Source organism: Variovorax sp. PMC12 (assembly GCF_003019815.1).
Lineage (GTDB): Bacteria > Pseudomonadota > Gammaproteobacteria > Burkholderiales > Burkholderiaceae_C > Variovorax.
The window spans coordinates 5,073,342-5,096,085 of the sequence record NZ_CP027773.1 but is presented as its reverse complement, the minus strand read 5'-3'; the positions used below and the strand labels follow the sequence as shown (position 1 = coordinate 5,096,085).

General features: G+C 68.1%; 25 protein-coding genes. 12 read left to right on the top strand and 13 right to left on the bottom strand.

Features of this window, described 5'->3' with window-relative positions; translation table 11 throughout:
* Positions 1 to 12: 12 nt before the first annotated feature.
* Positions 13 to 693 (bottom strand): hypothetical protein, encoded by a 681-nt coding sequence (locus C4F17_RS23790; protein WP_081269922.1) that lies wholly within the window; start codon positions 691 to 693, stop codon positions 13 to 15.
* Positions 680 to 1,552 carry an SURF1 family protein gene (locus C4F17_RS23785; RefSeq protein WP_106936889.1) on the bottom strand — a complete coding sequence of 291 codons (873 nt, stop codon included), beginning with the start codon at positions 1,550 to 1,552 and terminating at the stop codon, positions 680 to 682. The genes C4F17_RS23790 and C4F17_RS23785 overlap by 14 nt, the downstream gene beginning before the upstream one ends.
* A 27-nt stretch (positions 1,553 to 1,579) precedes the next feature.
* On the opposite strand from C4F17_RS23785, the gene C4F17_RS23780 reads away from it, so the two are divergent.
* Positions 1,580 to 1,810 (top strand): twin transmembrane helix small protein, encoded by a 231-nt coding sequence (locus C4F17_RS23780; protein ID WP_081269924.1) that lies wholly within the window; start codon positions 1,580 to 1,582, stop codon positions 1,808 to 1,810.
* A gap of 80 nt (positions 1,811 to 1,890) precedes the next feature.
* Here C4F17_RS23780 and C4F17_RS23775 read toward each other — a convergent pair whose 3' ends face one another.
* From C4F17_RS23775 to C4F17_RS23745, 8 genes are all read right to left on the bottom strand, one after another.
* A complete protein-coding gene (locus C4F17_RS23775; RefSeq protein WP_081269925.1) occupies positions 1,891 to 2,772 on the bottom strand; it encodes a cytochrome c oxidase subunit 3 in 882 nt (293 codons plus the stop codon).
* 52 nt (positions 2,773 to 2,824) lie between these two features.
* Positions 2,825 to 3,043 (bottom strand): DUF2970 domain-containing protein, encoded by a 219-nt coding sequence (locus C4F17_RS23770; RefSeq protein ID WP_106936888.1) that lies wholly within the window; start codon positions 3,041 to 3,043, stop codon positions 2,825 to 2,827.
* Positions 3,040 to 3,666, bottom strand: coding sequence for a cytochrome c oxidase assembly protein (locus tag C4F17_RS23765; protein ID WP_106936887.1), 627 nt, complete (start codon positions 3,664 to 3,666; stop codon positions 3,040 to 3,042). Before C4F17_RS23765 ends, C4F17_RS23770 begins: the two co-directional genes overlap by 4 nt.
* Before the next feature lie 29 nt (positions 3,667 to 3,695).
* Positions 3,696 to 3,809 carry a cytochrome oxidase small assembly protein gene (locus tag C4F17_RS33480; RefSeq protein WP_216639236.1) on the bottom strand — a complete coding sequence of 38 codons (114 nt, stop codon included), beginning with the start codon at positions 3,807 to 3,809 and terminating at the stop codon, positions 3,696 to 3,698.
* A gap of 31 nt (positions 3,810 to 3,840) precedes the next feature.
* Positions 3,841 to 5,481 carry a cytochrome c oxidase subunit I gene (gene ctaD, locus C4F17_RS23760; RefSeq protein ID WP_106936886.1) on the bottom strand — a complete coding sequence of 547 codons (1,641 nt, stop codon included), beginning with the start codon at positions 5,479 to 5,481 and terminating at the stop codon, positions 3,841 to 3,843.
* Positions 5,482 to 5,524: 43 nt separating this feature from the next.
* Positions 5,525 to 6,703, bottom strand: a complete 1,179-nt coding sequence (gene coxB / locus C4F17_RS23755; RefSeq protein WP_081269929.1) for a cytochrome c oxidase subunit II — start codon at positions 6,701 to 6,703, stop codon at positions 5,525 to 5,527.
* Positions 6,704 to 6,763: 60 nt separating this feature from the next.
* Positions 6,764 to 7,240 (bottom strand): DUF2244 domain-containing protein, encoded by a 477-nt coding sequence (locus C4F17_RS23750; RefSeq protein ID WP_081269930.1) that lies wholly within the window; start codon positions 7,238 to 7,240, stop codon positions 6,764 to 6,766.
* A gap of 233 nt (positions 7,241 to 7,473) precedes the next feature.
* Entirely contained in the window at positions 7,474 to 8,388 is a 915-nt protein-coding gene (locus tag C4F17_RS23745; RefSeq protein ID WP_081269931.1) for a biotin synthase, read from the bottom strand.
* A 22-nt stretch (positions 8,389 to 8,410) separates the two neighbouring features.
* Between C4F17_RS23745 and C4F17_RS23740 the strand changes: the two genes are divergently transcribed.
* The 3 genes from C4F17_RS23740 (at position 8,411) to C4F17_RS23730 (ending at position 10,057) form a co-directional block, all read left to right on the top strand.
* Positions 8,411 to 9,136: a ComF family protein gene (locus tag C4F17_RS23740; RefSeq protein ID WP_106936885.1), complete on the top strand. Its 726-nt coding sequence runs from the start codon at positions 8,411 to 8,413 to the stop codon at positions 9,134 to 9,136.
* Between the two features lie 31 nt (positions 9,137 to 9,167).
* Positions 9,168 to 9,629 (top strand): tRNA (uridine(34)/cytosine(34)/5-carboxymethylaminomethyluridine(34)-2'-O)-methyltransferase TrmL, encoded by a 462-nt coding sequence (gene trmL, locus C4F17_RS23735; RefSeq protein WP_081269933.1) that lies wholly within the window; start codon positions 9,168 to 9,170, stop codon positions 9,627 to 9,629.
* Positions 9,630 to 9,763: 134 nt separating this feature from the next.
* The gene (locus tag C4F17_RS23730) at positions 9,764 to 10,057 is read left to right on the top strand and encodes a DUF4148 domain-containing protein (protein WP_081269934.1); all 294 of its coding nucleotides are present in this window, start codon (positions 9,764 to 9,766) and stop codon (positions 10,055 to 10,057) included.
* 16 nt (positions 10,058 to 10,073) lie between these two features.
* Here C4F17_RS23730 and C4F17_RS23725 read toward each other — a convergent pair whose 3' ends face one another.
* Together C4F17_RS23725 and C4F17_RS23720 are read right to left on the bottom strand one after the other, a co-directional pair.
* Positions 10,074 to 10,544, bottom strand: coding sequence for a MaoC family dehydratase (locus tag C4F17_RS23725; RefSeq protein WP_081269935.1), 471 nt, complete (start codon positions 10,542 to 10,544; stop codon positions 10,074 to 10,076).
* A gap of 72 nt (positions 10,545 to 10,616) precedes the next feature.
* Positions 10,617 to 11,237, bottom strand: a complete 621-nt coding sequence (locus C4F17_RS23720) for a ParA family protein (protein WP_106936884.1) — start codon at positions 11,235 to 11,237, stop codon at positions 10,617 to 10,619.
* 92 nt (positions 11,238 to 11,329) lie between these two features.
* On the opposite strand from C4F17_RS23720, the gene kefF reads away from it, so the two are divergent.
* Entirely contained in the window at positions 11,330 to 12,055 is a 726-nt protein-coding gene (kefF, locus tag C4F17_RS23715) for a glutathione-regulated potassium-efflux system oxidoreductase KefF (RefSeq protein WP_106936883.1), read from the top strand.
* A complete protein-coding gene (kefC, locus tag C4F17_RS23710) occupies positions 12,055 to 13,920 on the top strand; it encodes a glutathione-regulated potassium-efflux system protein KefC (protein WP_106936882.1) in 1,866 nt (621 codons plus the stop codon). The genes kefF and kefC overlap by 1 nt, the downstream gene beginning before the upstream one ends.
* Before the next feature lie 12 nt (positions 13,921 to 13,932).
* Here kefC and C4F17_RS23705 read toward each other — a convergent pair whose 3' ends face one another.
* Positions 13,933 to 14,799: an amidohydrolase family protein gene (locus C4F17_RS23705; RefSeq protein WP_106936881.1), complete on the bottom strand. Its 867-nt coding sequence runs from the start codon at positions 14,797 to 14,799 to the stop codon at positions 13,933 to 13,935.
* Positions 14,800 to 14,905: 106 nt separating this feature from the next.
* Between C4F17_RS23705 and C4F17_RS23700 the strand changes: the two genes are divergently transcribed.
* From C4F17_RS23700 to C4F17_RS23675, 6 genes are all read left to right on the top strand, one after another.
* Positions 14,906 to 15,679, top strand: coding sequence for a crotonase/enoyl-CoA hydratase family protein (locus C4F17_RS23700; protein ID WP_081269940.1), 774 nt, complete (start codon positions 14,906 to 14,908; stop codon positions 15,677 to 15,679).
* On the top strand, positions 15,676 to 17,529 hold the full coding sequence (locus C4F17_RS23695) for a feruloyl-CoA synthase (protein WP_106936880.1): 1,854 nt from the start codon (positions 15,676 to 15,678) through the stop codon (positions 17,527 to 17,529). The genes C4F17_RS23700 and C4F17_RS23695 overlap by 4 nt, the downstream gene beginning before the upstream one ends.
* A gap of 21 nt (positions 17,530 to 17,550) precedes the next feature.
* Positions 17,551 to 18,315 (top strand): SDR family NAD(P)-dependent oxidoreductase, encoded by a 765-nt coding sequence (locus C4F17_RS23690; RefSeq protein WP_106936879.1) that lies wholly within the window; start codon positions 17,551 to 17,553, stop codon positions 18,313 to 18,315.
* 56 nt (positions 18,316 to 18,371) lie between these two features.
* Positions 18,372 to 19,508, top strand: a complete 1,137-nt coding sequence (locus C4F17_RS23685) for an ABC transporter substrate-binding protein (RefSeq protein ID WP_081269943.1) — start codon at positions 18,372 to 18,374, stop codon at positions 19,506 to 19,508.
* Between the two features lie 31 nt (positions 19,509 to 19,539).
* Positions 19,540 to 20,580, top strand: coding sequence for a branched-chain amino acid ABC transporter permease (locus C4F17_RS23680; protein ID WP_081269944.1), 1,041 nt, complete (start codon positions 19,540 to 19,542; stop codon positions 20,578 to 20,580).
* Positions 20,581 to 20,932: 352 nt separating this feature from the next.
* Entirely contained in the window at positions 20,933 to 22,744 is a 1,812-nt protein-coding gene (locus C4F17_RS23675; protein WP_081269945.1) for a branched-chain amino acid ABC transporter ATP-binding protein/permease, read from the top strand.

Below are 22,744 nucleotides of genomic sequence, written 5' to 3'. Positions count from 1 at the left end.
GCTGCCGGCCTGTCAGCGGTCCGGCTTGTCCCACGACGCCGAGGCGCGCAGCAGGCGGTCGAGGTCGCGCTTGGCGCGGCTGGCGCCAGCGGCGTCCATGCGCGCGGGGAAACGCATCATCCAGTGGCCCATCGGGTCGACCACGTAGAGGTGTTCGGCCAGCGTGTGGCCCGACACGGGCACCAGCCACCTCGCCAGTTCGTCGGCCGGCACGCGCAGCACGGTCGCGCCGTGCAGGCCGTTGTTCAGCCGCTCGGGCACGGGCGCGGCGTCGCTCACGAGCCAGACGCGGTCCATGCGGTCTTTTTCGCGGCCCAGGCTTTCGCGCAGTTGCCGCTGCAGGTAGAGCTGCTGCTCGCACAGCGCATCGCAGGCGGCGTCGGCCACCGCGACCAGCAGCCACTGGCCCTTGAGGGTGGCCAGGTCGACCGGTGCGCCGTTGCGATCGGTGGCGATGAACTTCGGCAGCTCGCGCTGCGGGTCGATCAGCTCGCCGTAGACGCTGCGCCCCTCCGGCCGGATCACGTAGTAGGTGAAGTACGAGGCGATGACCGGCGCCGCGCACATCAGCATCACCGCGATCATCTTCCAGCGCCCGACGACCGTGCGCCGGCCCTCGGCGCCGTCGAGCGCCTGGTTCGGCGACGGCATCGAATGGACCGTCAGGCCCAGCGGCTCGTCAGAAGCGGCCATCGCGTGCGCGGCGTCTCGCGCGGCGGAAGGGTGTGATGAATTGGAACCAGACATAGAGGATGACGACGAGGGCCGACAGGCCGAACCACTGGAATGCGTAACCGTAGTGCCTCTCGAGGCCCAGCGCCGGGGCCGGCCAGTCTCGCTGCAAGCCCTCGGAGGCCGGCCCGGTCTGCTGCAGCGACACGTCGGTACGCAGCGGCATCTTGGTCTCGGCGCGGAAGGCCTCCAGGTCGAGATTTTGCCGGATGGGCGAATACCCTTCGACGGCCGGTGTCGGCGCGGCGGGCGCGGCCGGCGCGGGGGCTTCCGGCGCCGTTGCCGTTGCGGGCGCCGCTGCCGGTGCAGCGGGCGCGGGGGCGGGCGTGCCCAGCTCCAGCAGGTGGCTCGGGGGCGGCTCGAGCAGGCCCGTCACCTCGACGATGCCGGCCGGCGTGTCGACAGCGCCCAGCTTCGTGCGATCGACGAAGTTGCGCTGCACCCAGCCGCGCTGGACCATCACCGTCTGCTCGGTGCCCTCGAGCGCGAACGGCGTCAGCACGTAGAAGCCGGGCACGCCATGCATCTGGCGGTTGTCGAGGTACACGGTCTGCGGCGTGAGCCAGAGGCCGCGCAGGCGCACGGGGCGATGCAGTTCGTCGGAAGGCTGCTGCAGCGCCAGGAACTCGGCCTGGGTGAGCGGCGGCTTCTGCTTCTGGGCCTCGATGCTGGCCTGGAGCGCCTCTTTCTGCGCGGCGCGCGAGAGCTGCCAGCGGCCCAGCGAAACGGTGGCCGCCAGCGTCAGCACGGCGGCGACGGTGACCAGCCAGAAACGACCGGGGCGGCGCCGGTCTTCGGAATACAGGGGTTGGGGAGTCACTGGAGGAAGCGGGGCGTGCGGCCGATAATGCGGGTCATGAAATATTTCGTCGCCCTGGTGTTCGTGGGCATCTTCGCGAGCCTCGCGTTTGCCCTGTTCTTCATGCTGAAGGACGGGCGCAACGGGCGCGCCAAGAGCGGCGGCATGGCGCGCGCCCTCACCTTTCGGATCGGGCTCTCGGTATTTTTGTTCCTCTGCATGCTGCTCGCCTGGAAACTCGGCTACATCCAGCCCACCGGGCTCCCGCTCGGCAAGTAGCAGGTGGTGCTCGTTCCACGAGAACCATGAAAAAGGCGCCTTCCGGCGCCTTTTTTGTGGAATGCCGCGAGGTGCTTCGCTCAAAGCCAGTAGACCAGCATGTAGAGACCGAGCCAGACGACGTCCACGAAGTGCCAATACCAGGCCGCGCCTTCGAAGCCGAAGTGGCGCTCCGGCGTGAAGTGCCCCTTCTGCAGCCGCAGCGTGATGAACAGCAGCATCAGCATGCCGATGAACACGTGCAGGCCGTGGAAGCCGGTCAGCATGAAGAAGGTCGAACCGTAGGTGCCGGAGCTGAGCTTGAGGTTCAGCTCGGTGTAGAGGTGGTGGTACTCGTAGCCCTGCACGCCCAGGAAGATCAGGCCGAGCAGCACGGTCATCCACATGAAGCGGATGGTCTGCGCGCGGTGTCCGGCGCGCAGCGCGTGGTGGGCGATGGTGAGGGTCACGCCCGAGCTCAGCAGCAGCGCGGTGTTGATCGTGGGCAGCCAGAACGGGCCGACGGTCTGGAAGGGCTCGACGATGCCGGCCGGCGAGCCGGTGGCGCCGGCGGCCATGCTGGGCCACACGGCCTTGAAGTCGGGCCAGAGGATCGCGTTGTCCAGGCTGCCGAGCGTCGGCAGCGCATGGGTGCGGGCCCACCACAGCGCGGTGAAGAAGGCGCCGAAGAACATCACTTCGGAGAAGATGAACCAGCTCATGCTCCAGCGGAACGACAGGTCCACCTTGTGGCCGTACTGCCCGCTCTCGCTCTCGCCGATGGCGGCGCGGAACCAGACGAACAGCGTGCCCAGCCAGACCAGCATGCCCGCCAGCAGCGACCAGGCGCCCCACGCATGGCCGTTGATCCACTGCGCGGCGCCCAGGATCACGAAGAACAAACCGATCGCGGCCGAGACCGGATAGGACGACGGTCCGGGCACGAAGTAGTAGGGCGTGGCGCCGTGGGTGGTTGAACTCATATCAGCTGCTCCTGGCTTTCTTTCTTCTCTCGATTCAATGGATTCTGCTCGTTCAGGCCGCGGCCACGTGGCGCACCAGCAGCACCAGGGCGACCACGAAGACGATCACGGCCACGAACGCCACCGCAATGATGTGCAACGGGTTCAGCTTGCGCAGGTCTTCCTGGTAGGCGCTGTTCTTGCGAACGCCGAAGAACGACCACCCCACGGCCTTCACCGTGTCCCACAGCGAAGCCTTCGAAGCATTCGGCCGTTCGGGCGGCGTGCTCACGAGCGCGGCTCATTCGGGGCATTCGAAACGGCGGCGACCGGTGCCGCGGGCGTCTTGCCGCCCACCTCGAAGAAGGTGTACGACAGCGTGATGGTCTTCACGTCCTTGGAAATCTTGGGGTCGATCACGAAGGCGACCGGCCACTGCTTCTTCTCGCCCGGATCGAGCGTGTACTGGTTGAAGCAGAAGCACTCGAGCTTGTTGAAGTAGGGCGCCGCCTGCTGCGGCGCGTAGCTCGGGATGGCCTGCGCGGCCATGCGGCGGTTCTGCACGTTCTGGAACTCGTACATCACCGTGTTGAGCTGGCCGGGATGCACCTGGATGGTCCGCTCCGCGGGCTTGAAGTCCCAGAGACCGCCGCGCACGTTGGAATCGAACTCGACCGTGATGGTGCGGGTCATGTCGACCTGCGTGTTGTCGGGCACGCGCACCTTCTTGCCGCCGCTGGCACCGCCGGGCACCTCCAGCTCGGAGAGCGCGAGGATGTTGATGCCGGTCATCTCGCAGATGGCGCGGTACATCGGCACCAGCGCATAGCCGAAGGCGAACATGCCGCAGGCCACGACGGCCAGCTTGCCGACCATGCGGACGTTGGCGCGGCGGATGCGTTGACCGATGCTCATGCTGGTGCTCCCGTTCGGTGGCCGGCGGCTCAGCGCGCGCCGAACCAGACCATGCGCACGATGAAGCCGATGAAGAACACCACGGCGATGGAGGCCAGCGTGAGCCCCATGCGCCGGTTGTTGCGTTTCTGCTCGGGTGTCATCGCGTGCTGGCTGTTGCTGCTGCGAAGCCGGTCAACCGATCACCTTGGTGGCGGTCGCGTCGAGCTTGGGCGGGTTCTCGAAGGTGTGGAACGGTGCCGGCGACGGCACTTCCCACTCGAGGCCTTCCGCGCCTTCCCACGGCTTCTGCGCAGCCTTCTCGCCCTTGCCGCGCATGGTCGGGAACACGACGAACAGGAAGAAGTACACCTGCGCGAAGCCGAAGAAGAACGCACCGACCGAAGCCACGGCGTTGAAGTCGGCGAACTGCATCGGGTAGTCGGCGTAGCGTCGCGGCATGCCGGCCAGGCCCAGGAAGTGCATCGGGAAGAAGGTCACGTTGAACGAGATCAGCGACCACCAGAAGTGCACCTTGCCGCGCGTCTCGTTGTACATGACGCCGGTCCACTTGGGCACCCAGTAGTAGAAGCCCGAGAACATGGCGAACAGCGAGCCGGCCACCAGCACGTAATGGAAGTGGGCCACCACGTAGTAGGTATCTTGCAGCTGCGTGTCGATGGGTGCGACGGCCAGGATAAGGCCGGTGAAGCCGCCCATGGTGAACACGAAGATGAAACCGACCGCGAACAGCATGGGCGTCTCGAAGGTCATCGAGCCCTGCCACATGGTGGCGATCCAGTTGAAGATCTTCACGGCCGTGGGCACCGCGATCAGCATGGTCGCGTACATGAAGAACAGCTGGCCGGTCAGCGGCATGCCGGTCGTGAACATGTGGTGTGCCCACACGATGAACGACAGGATGGCGATCGACGAGGTGGCGTACACCATCGAGGCATAGCCGAAGAGCTTCTTGCGGGCGAATGCCGGCACCACCTGGCTGATGATGCCGAAGGCCGGCAGGATCATGATGTAGACCTCGGGGTGGCCGAAGAACCAGAAGATGTGCTGGTACATCACCGGGTCGCCGCCGCCGGCGGGGTTGAAGAAGCTGGTGCCGAAGTGGCGGTCGGTCAGCGTCATCGTGATGGCGCCGGCGAGCACGGGCATCACGGCGATCAGCAGGTAGGCGGTGATGAGCCAGGTCCAGCAGAACATCGGCATCTTCATCAGCGTCATGCCGGGGGCGCGCATGTTGAGGATGGTGACGATGATGTTGATCGAACCCATGATCGACGAGGCGCCCATGATGTGCATCGCGAAGATGCCGGCGTCCATCGAGGGGCCCATCTGCAGCGTGAGCGGTGCGTACAGCGTCCAGCCCGCGGCGGGTGCGCCGCCTGGCATGAAGAACGAACCCACCAGCATCAGCGCCGCCGGGATCAGCAGCCAGAAGCTGAAGTTGTTCATGCGCGCGAAGGCCATGTCGGAGGCGCCCACCTGCAGCGGGATCATCCAGTTCGCGAAGCCCACGAAGGCCGGCATGATGGCGCCGAACACCATGATCAGGCCGTGCATGGTGGTGAACTGGTTGAACAGCTCGGGGTTCACCAGCTGCAGGCCGGGCTGGAACAGCTCGGCGCGGATCAGCAGCGCGAGCACGCCGCCCACCATCAGCATCGTGAAGCTGAACAGCAGGTAGAGCGTGCCGATGTCCTTGTGGTTGGTCGCGAACACCCAGCGGCGCCAGCCGGTGGGCGCGTGGTGGTCGTGATGCTCGTCGTGTGCGTGGCCGCCGGGGACTGCGTGACCGTGGGGGTCGAGGACTGCACTCATTTCGTTGTTCCTTGCAATTTCTTCGTCGCGGGACGCTGTCGCATCACTTGCCGCGCAGGGCGAGCACTTCGGCCGGCTGCACCAGCTGGCCCGTCTTGTTCGACCAGCTGTTCTTGGTGTACGTGGCCACGGCCGCGAGGTCGGTGTCGCTCAGCTGCTTCCAGGACGGCATGGCGCCGTTGTTCTGGCCGTTGAGCAGCACGTGCAGTTGCACCGTGTGGTCGGCGTCGAGCACCTTCGGGTCGCCGTCGAGCGCCTTGATCGGGCCCGCGCCCTTGCCGTTGGCCTGGTGGCAGGCGGCGCAGTTGGCGGCGTAGACCTTCTCGCCGCGAACCATCATGTCGGGCAGCGTCCAGACCTTGGTCGGGTCGTCGAGCTTGGCGGCGGCGATCTTGCGCTGGTCGGCCACCCAGGCGGTGTAGTCGGCGGCCGAGACCACCTTCACCTGGATCGGCATGAAGGCGTGTTCCTTGCCGCACAGTTCCTGGCACTGGCCGTAGTAGGTGCCGATGGTCTCGGCGCGGAACCAGGTGTCGCGCACGAAGCCGGGAATGGCGTCCTGCTTGAGGCCCAGCTGCGGCACCGCGAAGGCGTGGATCACGTCGTTGGCGGTGGTGATGATGCGGATCTTCTTGTTGACGGGCACCACCAGCGGGTAGTCGACCTTCAGCAGGTAGTCGTCGGGCATCGCGCCCTTGGCACCGGCGTCGGACATGGCGCGCTGCGAGCTGTCGAGCGTGGAGATGAAGGCCAGGCCCTCGCCTTCGCCGTTCAGGTAGTCGTAGCCCCACTTCCACTGGTAGCCCGTGGTCTTGATCGTGAGGTCGGCGTTGGTGGTGTCCTTCTGGGCCACCAGCACCTTGGTGGCGGGCAGCGCCATGACGATCACGATGAGGAAGGGCACGATGGTCCAGATGACCTCGACCACCACCGACTCATGGAAGTTGGCGGCCTTGTGGCCCACCGACTTGCGGTGCTTCCAGATGGAATAGAACATGACCGCGAACACGCCCACGAAGATGACCGTGCAGAGGATCATCATGATCGTGTGGAGCAGATGCTGCTCCTGCGCGATCTTGGTCACGCCGACCGGAAGATTCAACTGGCGCACCGAGGGGCCGCCGGGCAGATCGTTGATTGCGTGCGCCGCGCTGCTGAAAGCCGCGCCGGCCGCCAGCAACAGATTCGCCGGCCTGTACTTATTGCGCCAAATGCTCTTCATCGTGTTCACGTTTCTTCAATTTTTCGACAAACCCAACCGTGCAGCATTGCGCGAGCCCCCTCAGGCGCCACGCAACGCCATGCGAATCTCGCGGGCCAACGCCGCACGCAACTCCGGGCGTACATAGCGCCCCACCCTGACCGATCGACCCTGCCCCGAGACCTCGATCAGCGAGCGATCGCCGGCCTGGGGTTCGACCCGCACCTGGTGCGGAAGAAATTCCGTGCGCTCGTAGTGCCCGCCGTTCTCGAGCTCGACGACGAGGCGTCCCTCCTGCAGCGCGATCTTTTCGCCATCGGTCGCGTGCCGCGCGTAGACCATGAACGCGAATCCGACAGCGGCCAGTTCGAGCCAGGCGAAAGGCAGAACCAGCGGCGCACCGTGCAGCCAGAACAGGGTGCCGATGCCGAGCGATACCACGCACAGCGAAGCGTAGAGCCAGCCCAGCTGGCTCGGCGTCACCGAGCAGTTCCGCTTCAGGAACCAGTGGATGCTCTGGCCTGAAACGGTGGCAAATCGAAACACGGAATTCGACACGGGCGAGTTCAGCAAATCGGTGCGTCGACGGTCGCCCGACCCCTGGTACCCCCTCGTACAAACAGGATCCGACACCCCTCGATCGCGGGACAATACCCGCGAGTTCCACGCAACGGCGGATTGTAGCGGGTAGATACCTGCGCCAGAGTGCCCTGTGGGACGCCTACGGGTCACTACTAGTAGGCAAGAAACGGCCTCTGCGCCATGCGTTCCGGCCACCGGCCGGCCGGCGATCAGGCGCCCGGGCGACCCCGTTGCAGCATCGATCGCATCTCGCGCAGCGACACCGCGCTTTCGGCCGACAGCGACACCCGCGGCACGGGCTTGAACGCATGGCCGTAGATGACCTCGAAGGTCAGCGCGATGCGCCCGCCACCCTCTTCGGCAGGCGCCAGCTCGGGCAGCGCCTTCTTCAGCGACTGGTGCCAGGCCTTGCCGCGCAGCGCCGGAAAGCGCGCCGGGTGCAGGTTGCGGCCCAGCGTGCGCAGCTCGGCCAGCGCCGCCTCGGGCGTGGCCCAGGTCAGCACGATGCGCTCCATGTCCATCACGGGCTCGGCGAAGCCGGCGTGGACCAGCATGTCGCCCCAGTCGTGCATGTCGGTGTACTCGTGGCCCGCGGCCGGCCAGCCGAGGCGGGCATGCAGCGCGCGCAGTTCGCGCACGGTGTCGGGGCCGAGGCACGAGAACATCAGAAAGCCGTCGGTGGCGACCAGCTTGTGCCAATGCGCGATGAGTGCCTCCGGGTCGGCCGCCATGTGCAGCGACATGTTGGCCCAGAGCAGGTCGACGCCGTCCTCGGGCGGCGCGTCGAAACGTGCCTTGCCGGCCTGCCAGCGGCGCGCGCTCCACCAAGGCGCGGCCAGCGCCTGGCCGGTGGCGGCCGCGAGCGCGGGCTCGGGTTCGATGACGAAGGAGGCGGCGTCCTTGTAGCGGCGGGCGACCAGCTCGTGGGCCTCGAGGCCGCCGCGCAGCGGTGCCCAGTCGGCCCAGGTGCGGGGCTGAGCCTTGATCCATTGCAGCCGGTCTTCCATGCGGCGGCCGATTTCCTCATGCAGCCAGGGGGAGCCGTCGGCAGGCGCAAGGCGACGCCAGCGGGCTGCCGCCGTGGCATCGATGGTCGGCGGTCGTCGTGAGGGGTCGGTGGCCATGGGGCAGTGAGTATATTGAGCGATGTCCAGCCAGCACGCCCTGAGGCCTTTCCGTCCTTTCACCGCCCTGCTCGGGCGGCTGCCGAGCCAGTGCGCGGTCTGCCGCGCATGGCCGTCGCGCCCGGTGTGCGACGCCTGCGTGGCCCGCTTCGCCCCGCCGGCGGCACGCTGCGGCGGCTGCGCACTGCCGTTGCCCGAGGGCATGACCCGCTGCGGCGACTGCGTTGCGCATCCGCCGCCGCTCGATGCCTGCCTTGCCGCCTGCACCTACGCCTGGCCGTGGCCGGACGCCATCGCCGCCTTCAAGTTCCGCGGCGAGGCCGGCTGGGCCGCCCCGTTCGCCACGCTGATGCGCAGCGCGCCATGGGTCGAGCCGGCGCTGGAGCAATGCGACCTGGTGCTGCCGATGCCGCTGGCGCCCGGCCGGTTGCGCGAGCGCGGTTTCAACCAGGCCCATGAACTCGCGCGGCGCCTGTGCGCAGGCAAGACCGACGCGAGCCTGCTGCTGCGCACCCGCGAGACGCCGGCCCAGAGCGGCCTCGCGCGCGCCGAGCGCCTGCTCAACCTGCGCGGCGCCTTCGCCGTGGAGCCGCTGCGCGCCGAAAGAGCCAGGGGCCGGCGCATCGTGCTGGTCGACGACGTGATGACCAGCGGCGCGTCGATCTTCACGGCTGCCGAAGCGCTGCGGCTGGCGGGTGCTGCCCACATCACGGCGGTGGTGCTGGCCCGCACCGACCCGCCGCGCTGAGCTCCGCGCCTGGGGCGCCGACAATCGGCGCATGTTCCATATCGTCCTGGTCCACCCCGAGATTCCGCCGAACACCGGCAACGTCATCCGGCTCGCCGCCAACACCGGCTGCACGCTGCACCTGGTCGAGCCGCTCGGCTTTTCGATGGACGACCGCCTGCTGCGCCGCGCCGGGCTCGACTATCACGAGTACGCCGAAGTCAAGCGCCACGCCGACTGGCAGGCCCTGCTCGCCACCGAACTGCCGCCGGCCGACCGGATGTTCGCCCTCACCACCCGCGGCACGCGGGCCGTGCACGACGTGCGCTTCCAGCCCGGCGACTGGCTGGTCTTCGGCTCGGAGACCAGCGGCTTGCCGCCCGCCGTGCGCGACGGCTTCGCCGAGGCCCAGCGGCTGCGGCTGCCGATGCGCGAGGGGCAGCGCAGCCTGAATCTTTCGAACGCGGTGGCCGTCACCGTGTTCGAAGCCTGGCGGCAAAACGGCTTCGGGTGACACAAAGAAACAAAGTCGCGGGCTCCAGGCACGGCGGGAGCGCATCCGATCGCGGATGACGGCCGTATGGAAAGCATGCCGGCCGCAAAGCGTTCGGCATCCGATCCATCAACCCGTTACAGAGGAGTCTTGCAATGAACACCAAGCCGATCGCCCTTGCCGTCTTCGCCACGCTGGCTTTCGCCGGCAGCGCCCAAGCCTTCCAGGGTGAACAGAACCCGCTGCCGCCCGCCCCCTTCCAGTCGACGATGTCGCGCGCACAGGTGCAGGCCGACGCGCGCCAGCCGTTCAGGGTCACGAATGGCGGCACCGGCGCACTCCAGGCCCGCGACGGCAGCACCGACCGCGGCGCGGTACGTCAGAGTGCGCTGAGCATCACGCGCCAGGGCGCCGCCACCTACGGCGAAGTGACCGACCGCCGGATGTAAGAAAAACCGGAGAAGGTCAGCGGTAGCGCCGCGCGACCGACTCCGCCACGCAGGCCGGCTTGGCCGCGCCTTCGAGTTCGATGGTGGTTTCCCAGGTCATCTGGAAACCATCGTCGGCAATGGGCTCCGAGCTCAGCAGCTTCATGCGCGCCCGCAGCCGCTTGCCCACCGGCACCGGCGACATGAAGCGCACCCGGTTCATGCCGTAGTTCACGCCCATGCGCGACTCCACCACGTCGATGGCCGTCTCGAAGAATCGCGGCAGCAGCGACAGGGTGAGAAAACCGTGCGCGATCGGCGCGCCGAAGGGGCCGGCCTTGGCCCGTTCCACGTCGACATGGATCCACTGGTGGTCGCCCGTCGCCTCGGCGAACTGGTTGACCTGTTCCTGCGTGATGGTGATCCAGTCGCTCACTGCGACTTCCTGGCCGACGCAGGCGGAAAGATCCTGAAGAGTCTGGAATGTCTTTTTGGTCATGCGGGGCATTCTGGTGCCAAGGGCGGGCGGGGGGCTGTCGGGCTCGCGACAACCGGGCTCAGGGAAAACCGGGAGGCGCCTTCAGGCGTCGAGCCATTCGCAGATCGGCTGCCATTGCTCCAGGTCGCGCTGCACGCGGCCCGGCGCGATGTCGAACACCGTGAGCCCGCGCGCTGCGAGCTGTACGTAGTTCTGGGTGTCGCGCAGCTCGCCGATCACCGGCACGCCGAGTCCCTCGATGAACTCGTGCAGCCGGTCCGCGGCCAGCGTGCGGGCGTTCACCCGCATGCCGACGAGGCCGATCTGCGTCTTTTCGGCGCGGCGCTGTTCCTTGAGGCGGTCGAGAAAGTCGCGCGTCGCGTAGATGTCGAAGATGCTCGGCTGCAGCGGCACGATCACCCGGTCGGCCAGCGCCAGCACTTCCTTGAAGCGCCAGCCGTGCAGCCCGGCCGGCGTGTCCAGCACCGCGTGCGTGGTGCCGCGCGGCGGCCTCACCACCGTGCTGTCTCCGGTGGCTTCCCAGGTGGCGATGGGGCGGGCCTGGGGCGGGCGCAGGCCCAGCCACAGCCGGGAGGACTGCTGGCGGTCCACGTCGCCCAGCATCACGGCATGGCTGCGGCTTGCGAAATAGCCCGCGACGTTCGTCGCGATCGTCGACTTGCCGACCCCGCCCTTGGGATTGGCGACCAGAACCACCGGCATAAGGCACTCCTCCAGAACTGGGACAGCCGGAATGGTAGTCGCTGGCGCGTTTTTGCCCGACGCGCCGGCCCCGACTGAGATATGTTCTCGGCATGACGACAACAACATCCATGGGAACCACCGCCGCCGGTACTGGCGGCATCTACGTGCTGGCGGCGCACCCGCATTGGCGCGATTCACGCGTCAACCGCCGCATGCTGGCCGCCGCCCGCGCCGTGCCGGGCGTCGAGGTGAACGACCTCTACGGCAGCTACCCCGACTTCTCCATCGACGTCGAGGAAGAGCAGGCCCGGCTCGCCAAGGCCAGCCTGGTGGTGCTGCTGCACCCGATCCAGTGGTATTCCATGCCCGCGCTGCAGAAGCTGTGGCTCGACGACGTGCTCGCCTACGGCTGGGCCTACGGCCCCGGCGGCACGGCGCTGCAGGGCAAAGACCTCTGGCTGGCGGTCACCACCGGCAGCCCGGAGGCCAGCTACCACCCGCAGAGCTACCACCGCTACTTCTTCGACGCCTTCCTGCCGCCCTACGAACAGACCGCCGCGCTGTGCGGCATGCGCTTCCTGCCGCCGCTGATCTTCCACGGCGCGCGCAGCGCCCCCGAGGCCGAGGTGGCCGCGCACGTCCAGACCTTCGCCCAGCGCCTGGGCAGCTACCCCGACTGGCCCGAGATCGAGGAAATAGACGCCTGCATCGCCTGCCCGGTGCCCGAAGCCGATCGCCCGGCCGATCCGGACGACATCGGCAAGGCCGTATCCAACGCCTTCCACAGCGCCATGACCCACGGGCTGGCCACGGCTTCCGCTAGCAAGGCACCTTGATGGAACACGCACCCGCCTGGCTGACCAGCAGCCTGATCTACCTGAGCGCCGCCGTGCTGGTGGTGCCGCTGTCGAAGGCCCTGGGCCTCGGCTCCATCATCGGCTACCTGGTGGCCGGCATCGCCATCGGGCCCTGGGGGCTGGGACTGGTGTCCAGCGTCCAGGACGTGCTGCACTTCGCCGAGTTCGGCGTGGTGCTGATGCTGTTCCTGGTGGGCCTCGAGCTCGAGCCCAAGCGCCTGTGGAACCTGCGCCGCCCGATCTTCGGCTGGGGCACCGCGCAGGTGGTCAGCTGCGCCGCGGTGCTCTTCGCCGCGGGCTGTGCGGTGGGCGCGGAATGGCGCGTGGCGCTGGTGGCCTCGCTGGGCCTGGCGCTGTCGTCCACCGCGATCGCGCTGCAGGTGTTCGGCGAGCGCAACCTGCTGAAGACGCCGAGCGGACAGGCCGGCTTCTCGATCCTGCTGTTCCAGGACGTGGCGGCCATTCCCATCCTCGCGCTGCTGCCGCTGCTGGCCGGCGCCACCGCCGCCGAGCAGTCGATCAGCGGGCTCGACCGCGCGCTGGAAGCCGCGAAGATCATCGGCGTGATCGGCGGCATCATCCTCGGCGGCCGGCTGCTGCTGCGCCCGGTGCTGCGCTGGATCGCGCGCAGCGACACGCCCGAGATCTTCACCGCCGCCGCGCTGCTGCTGGTGGTGGCCATCGCGGCGCTGATGCAGCTGGTGGGCCTGTCGATGGCGCTGGGCGCCTTCCTGGCCGGCGTGCTGCTGGCCGAGAGCGAATACCGGCGCGAGCTGGAGACCGACATCGAGCCCTTCAAGGGCCTGCTGCTGGGCCTGTTCTTCATTGCCGTGGGCATGTCGATCAACTTCGGCGTGCTCATTGCGAGCCCCTGGATCATGGCGGCGCTGGTGGTCGGCTTCATGGCCATCAAGCTGGCGGTGATCTATGCGCTGGCCAAGGCGATGGGCATCGCCTACCAGGAGCGGCCGGTGTTCACGCTGCTGCTCGCGCAGGGCGGCGAATTCGCGTTCGTGGTGTTCCAGGCCGCGGGACCCGACGTGCTGCCGCCGGAGATCACGTCGCTGCTGATCGGCGCGGTCGCGCTGTCGATGCTGCTGTCGCCGCTGCTGCTGGTGCTGCTCGACAAGTTCGTGCTGCCGCGCTACAGCCGCAACCACGGCCCGCAGCTCGAGGAAATCTCCGAGCAGCAGGACGCCAAGGTGCTGATCTGCGGCTTCGGCCGCTACGGCCAGATCGTCGGGCGCATGCTGATGTCGCAAGGCCTGCGCGTGACCGTGCTCGACCACGACGCCGACACCGTCGAAGGCTTGCGGCAGTTCGGCTTTCGCGTGTTCTACGGCGACGCCACGCGGCTCGACCTGCTGCGCACCGCCGGCGCCGGCACGGCCAAGGCCATCGTGGTGGCGGTGGACGACATCGAGCAATCGCTGGAAATCGTCGATCTGGTCAAGGAGAACTTCCCGCAGGCGCGCATCATCGCGCGGGCCCGCAACGTGACGCACCTGTTCCAGCTGCGCGACCGCGGCGTGACGGATGTGGAGCGCGAGGTGTTCGAGTCTTCTCTGCGCAGCGCCCGCGCCACGCTCGAAGCGCTGGGATGGCCGGCGCACGAGGCGCGCGAGTCGACCATGCGCTTCCGCCAGCGGAACATCAAGCTCAGCGACGAGATCTATCCCCACTACAAGGACCGCGCCAAGCTGATCGCCGCCAACAAGGCCGGCCGCCAGCAGTTCGAGGAACAGATGGCGCGCGAGCGCGAGGAGCGGCAGCGCCGCTCGGGGCGCGACTGGGACCGGCTCGACGCGGAGGAAGCCGCCGCCAGGGAAGAGGCGGACGCGTAGCGGCGAGGCCCCTCAGGCGGCCAGCTTCAGCAGCCTGACCGCGTTGCCCTTGAGGATGCCGGGCATCACCTCGGGCTTGAAGCCGGCGTTCTCGAAGTCGCGCATCCAGCGGTCGGGCGTGATCAGCGGGTAGTCGCTGCCGAACAGGATGCGGTCTTTCAGCAGCGTGTTGGCGTACTGCACCAGCTGCTTCGGAAAGTACTTGGGGCTCCAGCCGGACAGGTCGATCCACACGTTGGGCTTGTGCGTGGCCACGCTCAGCGCCTCGTCCTGCCAGGGGAAGCTGGGGTGCGCCATGACGATCTGCATGTCGGGGAAGTCGATGGCCACGTCGTCCAGGTGCATCGGGTTGCTGTACTCCAGCCGCAGGCCGCCGCCGCAGCGCATGCCCGAGCCGATGCCGCTGTGGCCGGTGTGGAAGATGGCCGGCAGGCCGTATTCGGCAATCACCTCGTAGATGGGCCAGGCCATCTTGTCGTAGGGGTGGTAGCCCTGCACCGTCGGGTGGAACTTGAAGCCCTTCACGCCGTGCTCCTCGATGAGCCTGCGCGCCTCGCGCGCGCCCATCTTTCCCTTGTGCGGATCGACGCTCCCGAAGGCGATCATGATGTCGCTGTTGTTCTTCGCGGCCTCGGCGATCTCTTCGTTCGGAATGCGCCGGCGGCCCATGTTCGACTCCGCGTCGACCATGAACATCACCAGCCCGATCTTGCGTTCACGGTAGTACGCCACGCTCTCCGCGATGGTGGGCCGGCCGCTGGAGCCGAAGTACTTGTCGGCGGCGCGGTCGTATTCCTCGCCGTAGTTGTCGAACGGGTTCCAGCAGCTCACTTCGGCGTGCGTGTGGATATCGATCGCAACGAGGTTCTCGTAGTCCATGTGTTTGTCTCCAGTGCGGGTAAGTCCCTAGCTTCGGGCAGGCTCGAATGCCTTGAATTGATTATTTCTCATAACCATAATCCAACGCAACCCCGAACACCTTCCCATGACCAATCCAGACCTCCAACTCGACATCCGCGACGAAGTCGCGATCGTCCGCCTGACGCGCGGCTCCAAGCGCAACGCGCTGTCGGACGGCCTGATCCTCGCACTGCGCGACACTTTCGAGAAGCTGCCCTCCACCGTGCGCGCCGCGGTGATCGACGGCGAAGGCCCGCACTTCTGCGCCGGCCTCGACCTCAGCGAGCTGAAGGAGCGCGACGCCGGCCAGGGCATGCAGCACTCGCGCATGTGGCACGCCGCGCTCGACCTGATCCAGCACGGCCCGGTGCCGGTGATCGCCGCGCTGCACGGCGCGGTGGTCGGCGGCGGGCTCGAGCTGGCCAGCGCCTGCCACATCCGCGTGGCCGACCGCAGCACCTTCTACGCGCTGCCCGAAGGCTCGCGCGGCATCTTCGTGGGCGGCGGCGGCTCGGTGCGCATCCCCAAGCTGATCGGCGTGGCGCGCATGACCGACATGATGATGACCGGCCGCGTCTACAACGCCGAGGACGGCGAGCGCGCCAACTTCGCGCAGTACCTGGTCGACGAAGGCACGGCCTTCGACAAGGCCTTCGAGCTCGCCAAGCGCGTGGCCACCAACGCGCCGCTGACCAACTACGCGCTCATGCATGCGCTGCCGCGCATCGCCGAGCAGTCGGCCGACCACGGCTTCTTCACGGAAGCGCTCATGGCCGGCATCGCCCAGGCCGCACCCGAAGCCAAGGAACGCGTGCGCGATTTCCTCGAAGGCCGGGGCGCGAAGGTGAGCAAGACATGACCGCCATCCGATACCGCCCCCTGGCCTTCGGCGTGACCCGCGCCGTGCTGCGCGAAGGAGCGCCTGGCACGCAGTACCTCACCGCCGAGACGCAGCTCGAAAGCTACCGCGAGCGCATGACCGACCGCCTCGCGCACTGGGCCGAGGCCACGCCCGATCGCACCTTCATCGCCCGCCGCGAACGGCTGGCCGACGGCAGCACCGGCGACTGGATCCGCGTGAGCTACGCCGAGGCGCTGCAGAAGGCCCGCGGTATCGGACAAGCCCTGTTGAATCGCGGCCTGAGCGCCGAGCGGCCCGTGGCCATCCTCAGCGAGAACGGCATCGAGCATGCGCTGCTCGCGCTCGGCTGCCTCTATGCCGGCGTGCCCTACTGCCCCGTATCGCCGCCCTACTCGCTCGTGAGCCAGGACTTCGAGAAGCTGCGCCACGTGTTCGACACGCTGACGCCGGGCCTCGTGTTCGCCACCGATGCGGCACGCTACGGCCGCGCCATCGCGGCGGTCGTCCCGGCCGGGACCGAAGTCGTCATTGCCGAAGGCGAGCTCGAAGGCCGCGCCGCCACTTCGCTCGACGCACTGGCCTCGACGCCCGCCACGCCCGCCATCGACGAAGCGATGCGCGCGACCGGCCCCGACACCATCACCAAGTTCCTCTTCACCTCGGGCTCCACCAAGATGCCCAAGGCCGTCATCAACACGCACCGCATGTGGTGCGCCAACCAGCAGCAGCTGCGCCAGTCGATTCCCGCGCTGGGCGACGAGCCGCCGGTGCTGGTCGACTGGCTGCCCTGGAACCACACCTTCGGCGGCAACCACAACGTGGGCATCGTGCTGGACAACGGCGGCACGCTGTACGTCGACGACGGCAAGCCCACGCCCGCCGGCATGGCCGAGACGCTGCGCAACCTGCGCGAGATCGCGCCCACCATCTACTTCAACGTGCCCACCGGCTTCGAGGCCATCGCGCACGCCATGGAAACCGATGCGGTGCTGCGCCGCAACCTGCTGTCGCGCGTGAAGATGTTCTTCTACTCGGGCGCCGCGCTGTCGCAGCCCGTGTGGGACAGCCTGCACAAGACGCAGGAGTCTGAAGTGGGCGAGCGCATCGTCATGGGCACCGGCCTGGGCATGACCGAATCGGGGCCCTTCGCCCTCTACGTGACCGGGCCCGACGTGAAGTCGGGCGACGTCGGCCTGCCCGCGCCGGGCATCGAGCTCAAGCTGATCGAGGTCGACGGCAAGACCGAGGTGCGCTACCGCGGCCCCAACATCACGCCCGGCTACTGGCGCGCGCCCGAGGCCACGGCCGAGGCTTTCGACGAGGAAGGCTTCTTCTCCACCGGCGATGCGGTCAAGTGGATCGACGACGGCAACATCCACCGCGGCCTGCGCTTCGACGGCCGCATCGCGGAAGACTTCAAGCTCGCCACCGGCACCTTCGTGAGCGTGGGCCCCATGCGCGCGAAGATCATCGCGGCCGGCGCGCCCTATGTGCAGGACGCGGTGCTGACCGGCATCAACCTGAAGGAAGTGGGCGCGCTGATCTTCCCGACGCAGAAGGTGCGGCAGCTCGCGGGCCTGCCCGCCGACGCCACGATGCAGCAGGTGCTCGAAAGCGCGCCGGTGCAGGCGCACTTCCAGCAGGTGGTCGACACGCTGGCCGCGAGCGCCACCGGCAGCGCCAACCGCATCGCGCGGCTGCACCTGATGGCCGAGCCGCCGTCCATCGACAAGGGCGAAGTGACCGACAAGGGCTCCATCAACCAGCGCTCGGTGCTCAAGCACCGCGCCGCGCTGGCCGACGCGATGCACGACGGCACCCTGCCCTTCACCCTCAAGCCCCGCTAACCCCATCCAGGAGAGACAAGAATGAAGATCGAAGGACAAGCCGCCCTCGTTACCGGCGGCGCATCGGGCCTTGGCGAAGCCACCGCACGCGAACTCGCGCGCCTGGGCGCCAAGGTCGCCGTGCTCGACCGCAATGCCGCACTGGCCGAGAAAGTGGCCGCCGAGATCGGCGGCGTCGCCTGCGTCTGCGACATCACCGACACCGACAGCGTGAACGCCGCGCTGGACAAGGCCGAGGCCGCGCACGGCACCGCGCGCATCCTGATGAACGTGGCCGGCATCGGCAGCGCCAAGCGCATCGTCGGCAAGGACGGCAACCCCGCGCCGCTCGAAGACTTCGTGCGCGTGGTCAACATCAACCTGATCGGCGGCTACAACATGGCGCGCCTGTTCGCGGCGCGCTGCGCGAAGCTGCCGGCGCTCGACAACGGCGAGAAGGGCGTGATGCTCTTCACCGCATCGGTGGCGGCCTTCGACGGCCAGGTCGGCCAGCAGGCCTACAGCGCCTCCAAGGGCGGGCTCGTCGGCATGACGCTGCCGATGGCGCGCGACCTGGCGCAGCACGCCATCCGCGTATGCACCGTGGCGCCGGGCCTCTTTGCCACGCCGCTGCTGCTGGAGCTGCCCGAGCCGGTGCAGCAATCGCTGGCCGCGTCCATCCCGTTTCCGCCGCGCCTGGGCAAGCCATCGGAATTCGCCGAGCTGGCCTGCCACGTCGTCACCAACGGCCACCTCAACGGCGAGGTGATCCGCCTCGACGGCGCGCTGCGCATGGCGCCGCGCTGAGCCGCACCCTTTCGCGTACCCGAGTTCCCGCCCCACAACGTATTCAGGAGACATCGATGACCTTCAGGAAGACCACTCTCGCCGCCGTGCTGGCGCTCATGGCAGCGGGCTTCGCCCATGCCGACATCACCATCGGCGTGGTGCAGCCGCTGACCGGCCCGGCTTCGGGCCTGGGCATCCCGGTGAAGAACGGCATCGCGATCTGGCCGAAGACCATCGCGGGCGAAACGCTCAAGGTGGTGGTGCTCGACGACGCGACCGACCCGACCACGGGCGTGAAGGACGCGCAGCGCCTGGTCACCGAGGACAAGGCCGACATCATCATCGGCTCCAGCGCCACGCCGGTTGCCATTCCCATGGCCGACGTGACCGCCGAGTCGGGCACGCCGCAGCTGTCGACCGCGCCGGCCGGCCTGCCGCCGGGCAAGGACAAGTGGTTCTTCCGCCTGCCGCAGTCGAACGACGTGATGGCCTATGCGGTGGTCGCGCACATGAAGAAGCAGAACGTGAAGACGGTCGGCTTCCTCGGCTACACCGACGCCTACGGCGAACTGTGGCTCAAGGCGCTGACCGCCGAAGCCGCCAAGAACGGCATCAAGATCGTCGCCACCGAGCGCTTCGCGCGCGCCGACACCAGCGTGACCGGCCAGGTGCTGAAGCTCACCTCGGCCAACCCGGACGCGATCCTGATCGTGGCCTCGGGCAGCGGCGCCGGCATGCCGCAGAAGGCGGTGATGGAGCGCGGCTACAAGGGCAAGGTCTACCAGACGCACGCCGCCGCCACGCAAGACCTGATGCGCACCGCCGGCAAGGACGCCGAAGGCACCTTCGTGGTGTCGGGCCCCGCCACGGTGGCCGAGCAGCTGCCCGACAGCCATCCGTCGAAGGCGGCAGCCGTGGCCTTCGTGCAGGGCTACGAGAAGGCCTACGGCCCCGGCTCGCGCAACCAGTTCGCCGGCCACGCGGCCGACGCGCTCACGGTGCTCGAGAAGGCCGTTCCGGTCGCGCTCAAGAAGGCCAAGCCCGGCACGCCGGAGTTCCGCGCCGCGCTGCGCGACGCGCTCGAAGGCATGGGCCGCACGGTGCTCGCGCACGGCGTGCTCAACTGGACGGCGCAGGACCACTGGGGCTACACGACCGAGACCGGCGTGATGCTCAAGGTGGTGAACGGCGCGTTCAAGGTCGAGCAGTAAACCCTTTCTCCAGCCGCACCACACACACGCCATGGATCTCTCGATCGCCAGCATCCTGACGCTGGACGGACTCACCAATGGCGCGATCTATGCCCTGCTGGGCATGGGCATCGTGCTCGTCTTCACGGTGACCCGCGTCATCTTCATCCCGCAGGGCGAATTCGTGGCGTACGGCGCGCTGACGCTGGCGATCTTCCAGACCGGCAAGACGCCGGGCACGGTGTGGCTGCTGCTGATCCTGGCCGGCGTCGCCGCGCTGATGGACCTGGTGAGCGTCTGGCGCCACAGCGGCAGCGCGGCGGCCGGGCTGAAAGCCGCGCTGCGCACCTTCGCGCTGCCGGCCGTGGTCTGCGCGGTGTCGGCCTGGGCCGGCCCGCGCAACCTGCCCATCGGCGTGCAGGCGCTGCTCACGGTGTTCATCGTCACGGCTTTCGGGCCGCTGGTGTACCGGGTGGCTTACCAATCGCTGGCGGGCGCGAGTTCGCTGGTGCTGCTGATCGTGTCGGTGGGCGTGCATTTCGCGATGACGGGGCTGGGCCTGCTGTTCTTCGGCGCCGAGGGCTTCCGCAATCCGCCGTTCTGGGACGAGCGCATGGCGCTGGGGCCGCTGAACGTGAGCGGGCAGGCGCTGATCATCTTCGGCGTGTCGGCGGCGCTGATCGTGCTGCTGTGGCTTTTCTTCGAGCGCAGCCTGTATGGCAAGGCGCTGCGCGCGACGGCGGTGAACCGGCTCGGCGCGCGGCTGATGGGCATCTCGACGCAGGCGGCGGGGCAGCTCACGTTCGCGATGGCGGCGCTGATCGGCGCGTTGTCGGGGCTCCTGATCGGGCCGACGACGACGGTGTTCTACGACTCGGGTTTTCTCATCGGCCTGAAGGGCTTCGTCGCCGGCGTGATCGCGGGCCTGGCGAGCTATCCGGGCGCGCTGATCGGTGCGCTGGCGGTGGGCGTGATCGAGGCCTTCGGCTCTTTCTGGGCGAGCTCGTTCAAGGAGGTGATCGTGTTCACCATCATCCTGCCGGTGCTGCTGTGGCGTTCTTTGCGCAGCGGGCATTCGGACGAGGAGCACTGATGAACATCCCTTCTCATGTTTGTCGCTCCATGGGTCATTCGGGGCGCGCTCACGCCGACGGGGTACCTTGCTCCGCGAATTTCCCCCGGCCTGCGGCCTCCTCCTTTATTTCGCTGCGCAAGGCACCCCGCCGTCGTGATCGTTGGACAGAGCGCTGGTTGATCGGCTTCGAACCGGCAGCGTGCCCTGTGCACAGGGCGCCGGGTGCTCCCCGCAGCGAAATAAAGGAGGAGGGGCGCAGCCCCGGGGGACATTCGCGGAGGGGAGTACCCGGTGGCCTGTGCACAAGCCCCGAACAAACCAACGACAAAAACGACAAGCAAGCAAAGACAACGCGCAACGGATCACTGACATGGAAGCGCTAATCAACACAACGCCGCCCCAGGCGCCCGACAAGAGCGCACTGCGCACCTGGGGCCCGCTCGCGCTGATCCTGGTGCTGGCCGTGCTGCCGTTCCTGCCGCTGCCCGACTTCTGGATCATCCAGCTCAACTACATCGGCATCTACACCCTGCCGGTGCTGGGCCTCGTGCTGCTCACCGGCGTGGGCGGCCTCACCTCGTTCGGGCAGGCCGCCTTCGTCGGCATCGGTGCGTACACCACGGCCTACCTGACGGTGAACACGGGGCTGTCGCCCTGGGTCACGCTCTTCATCGGGCTGGCGCTCACCGGCGTCAGCGCCTCGATCATCGGCGCCATCACGCTGCGCATGTCGGGCCACTACCTGCCGCTGGCCACCATCGCCTGGGCGCTGTCGCTGTACTACCTGATGGGCAACCTCGACGCGCTGGGCAAGTACGACGGCATCCTGGGCGTCAAGGGCCTGTCGCTGTTCGGCTTCGAGTTCGGCCAGCAGCGGTTCTTCTACGGCGTGGTCTGGGTCATCGCGATCGTCGCGGCATTCGCGGTGATACGCCTGCTCGACTCGCGCAGCGGCCGCGCCATTCGCTCCCTGGCCGGCGGCTCGCAGATGGCCGAGGCCATGGGCGTGAACACGCTGCGCTTCAAGATCGGCATCTTCGTGCTGGCGGCCATGCTGGCCTCCATCTCTGGCTGGCTGTTCGCGCACTTCCAGCGCACGGTGAACCCCTCGCCCTTCGGGCTGAAGATGGGCATCGAGTACCTGTTCATGGCGGTGCTCGGCGGCGCGGCCCACGTGTGGGGCGCCATTGCCGGCGCGGGCGTGGTCAAGCTGCTCGAAGACCAGCTGCAGGTGCTGCTGCCCAAGCTCATCGGCACGGCCGGCAGCTACGAGCTGATCGTGTTCGGCATCATGATCGTGCTGGTGCTCAAGTACCTGCCCGAGGGCCTCTGGGCCTTCGTCGACCGGCGCCTGCCGCGCCCGCGCCGCAGCGTCGACTGGCAGCACGCCAGGGACCTGCCCGCGCGCGCCAAGCCGGCCGCAGGCGATGTGGTGCTCGACGTGCAGGCCATCCGCAAGACCTTCGGCGGGCTGGTGGCGGTGAACGACATCAGCTTCCAGACGCGCGCCGGCCAGATCGTCGGCCTGATCGGGCCGAACGGCGCGGGCAAGTCGACCACCTTCAACCTGATCACCGGCGTGCTCGGCCTCTCGGGCGGCGCGGTGCGCTTCCGCGGCGAGGCCATCGGCGGGCTGGGCGCGCGGCAGATCGCGCAGCGCGGCGTGTCGCGCACCTTCCAGCACGTGAAGATGGTGGCGGACATGACGGTGCTGGAGAACGTGGCCCTGGGCGCGCACCTGCGCGGCCGCAAGGGCGCCGTCGCGGCCATGCTGCGCATCGACCGCCAGGAAGAGCGCGCGCTGTTCCGCGAGGCCGAGCGTCAGCTGCGGCGCGTGGGCATGGGCGACTACCTGCACGAACTGGCGGGCAACCTGGCCATGGGCCAGCAGCGCCTGCTGGAGATCGCACGCGCGCTGTGCGCCGACCCGGCCCTGCTGCTGCTCGACGAGCCCGCGGCCGGCCTGCGCCACAAGGAAAAGGAAGCGCTGGGCAAGGTGCTGCGGCAATTGCGCGACGAGGGCATGAGCATCCTGCTGGTCGAGCACGACATGGGGCTGGTGATGGACATCTGCGACCACATCGTGGTGATGGAGTTCGGCACCCACCTGATGGAGGGCACGCCCGCCGAGGTGCAGAACAGCGACAAGGTGCGCGCCGCGTACCTGGGAACGGAACATTGA

Coding starts and splice junctions, on each gene's coding strand:
- C4F17_RS23775 (WP_081269925.1), bottom strand. CDS start 2,772: ATGAGTTCAACCACCCACGGCGCCACGCCCTACTACTTCGTGCCCGGA.
- C4F17_RS23720 (WP_106936884.1), bottom strand. CDS start 11,237: ATGCCGGTGGTTCTGGTCGCCAATCCCAAGGGCGGGGTCGGCAAGTCG.
- C4F17_RS23740 (WP_106936885.1), top strand. CDS start 8,411: ATGTCCAGCCAGCACGCCCTGAGGCCTTTCCGTCCTTTCACCGCCCTG.
- C4F17_RS23685 (WP_081269943.1), top strand. CDS start 18,372: ATGACCTTCAGGAAGACCACTCTCGCCGCCGTGCTGGCGCTCATGGCA.
- C4F17_RS23780 (WP_081269924.1), top strand. CDS start 1,580: ATGCGGGTCATGAAATATTTCGTCGCCCTGGTGTTCGTGGGCATCTTC.
- C4F17_RS23680 (WP_081269944.1), top strand. CDS start 19,540: ATGGATCTCTCGATCGCCAGCATCCTGACGCTGGACGGACTCACCAAT.
- C4F17_RS33480 (WP_216639236.1), bottom strand. CDS start 3,809: ATGACACCCGAGCAGAAACGCAACAACCGGCGCATGGGGCTCACGCTG.
- trmL (WP_081269933.1), top strand. CDS start 9,168: ATGTTCCATATCGTCCTGGTCCACCCCGAGATTCCGCCGAACACCGGC.
- C4F17_RS23745 (WP_081269931.1), bottom strand. CDS start 8,388: ATGGCCACCGACCCCTCACGACGACCGCCGACCATCGATGCCACGGCG.
- kefC (WP_106936882.1), top strand. CDS start 12,055: ATGGAACACGCACCCGCCTGGCTGACCAGCAGCCTGATCTACCTGAGC.
- C4F17_RS23725 (WP_081269935.1), bottom strand. CDS start 10,544: ATGCCCCGCATGACCAAAAAGACATTCCAGACTCTTCAGGATCTTTCC.
- C4F17_RS23690 (WP_106936879.1), top strand. CDS start 17,551: ATGAAGATCGAAGGACAAGCCGCCCTCGTTACCGGCGGCGCATCGGGC.
- C4F17_RS23705 (WP_106936881.1), bottom strand. CDS start 14,799: ATGGACTACGAGAACCTCGTTGCGATCGATATCCACACGCACGCCGAA.
- ctaD (WP_106936886.1), bottom strand. CDS start 5,481: ATGAGTGCAGTCCTCGACCCCCACGGTCACGCAGTCCCCGGCGGCCAC.
- C4F17_RS23730 (WP_081269934.1), top strand. CDS start 9,764: ATGAACACCAAGCCGATCGCCCTTGCCGTCTTCGCCACGCTGGCTTTC.
- C4F17_RS23695 (WP_106936880.1), top strand. CDS start 15,676: ATGACCGCCATCCGATACCGCCCCCTGGCCTTCGGCGTGACCCGCGCC.
- kefF (WP_106936883.1), top strand. CDS start 11,330: ATGACGACAACAACATCCATGGGAACCACCGCCGCCGGTACTGGCGGC.
- C4F17_RS23790 (WP_081269922.1), bottom strand. CDS start 693: ATGGCCGCTTCTGACGAGCCGCTGGGCCTGACGGTCCATTCGATGCCG.
- coxB (WP_081269929.1), bottom strand. CDS start 6,703: ATGAAGAGCATTTGGCGCAATAAGTACAGGCCGGCGAATCTGTTGCTG.
- C4F17_RS23675 (WP_081269945.1), top strand. CDS start 20,933: ATGGAAGCGCTAATCAACACAACGCCGCCCCAGGCGCCCGACAAGAGC.
- C4F17_RS23765 (WP_106936887.1), bottom strand. CDS start 3,666: ATGAGCATCGGTCAACGCATCCGCCGCGCCAACGTCCGCATGGTCGGC.
- C4F17_RS23700 (WP_081269940.1), top strand. CDS start 14,906: ATGACCAATCCAGACCTCCAACTCGACATCCGCGACGAAGTCGCGATC.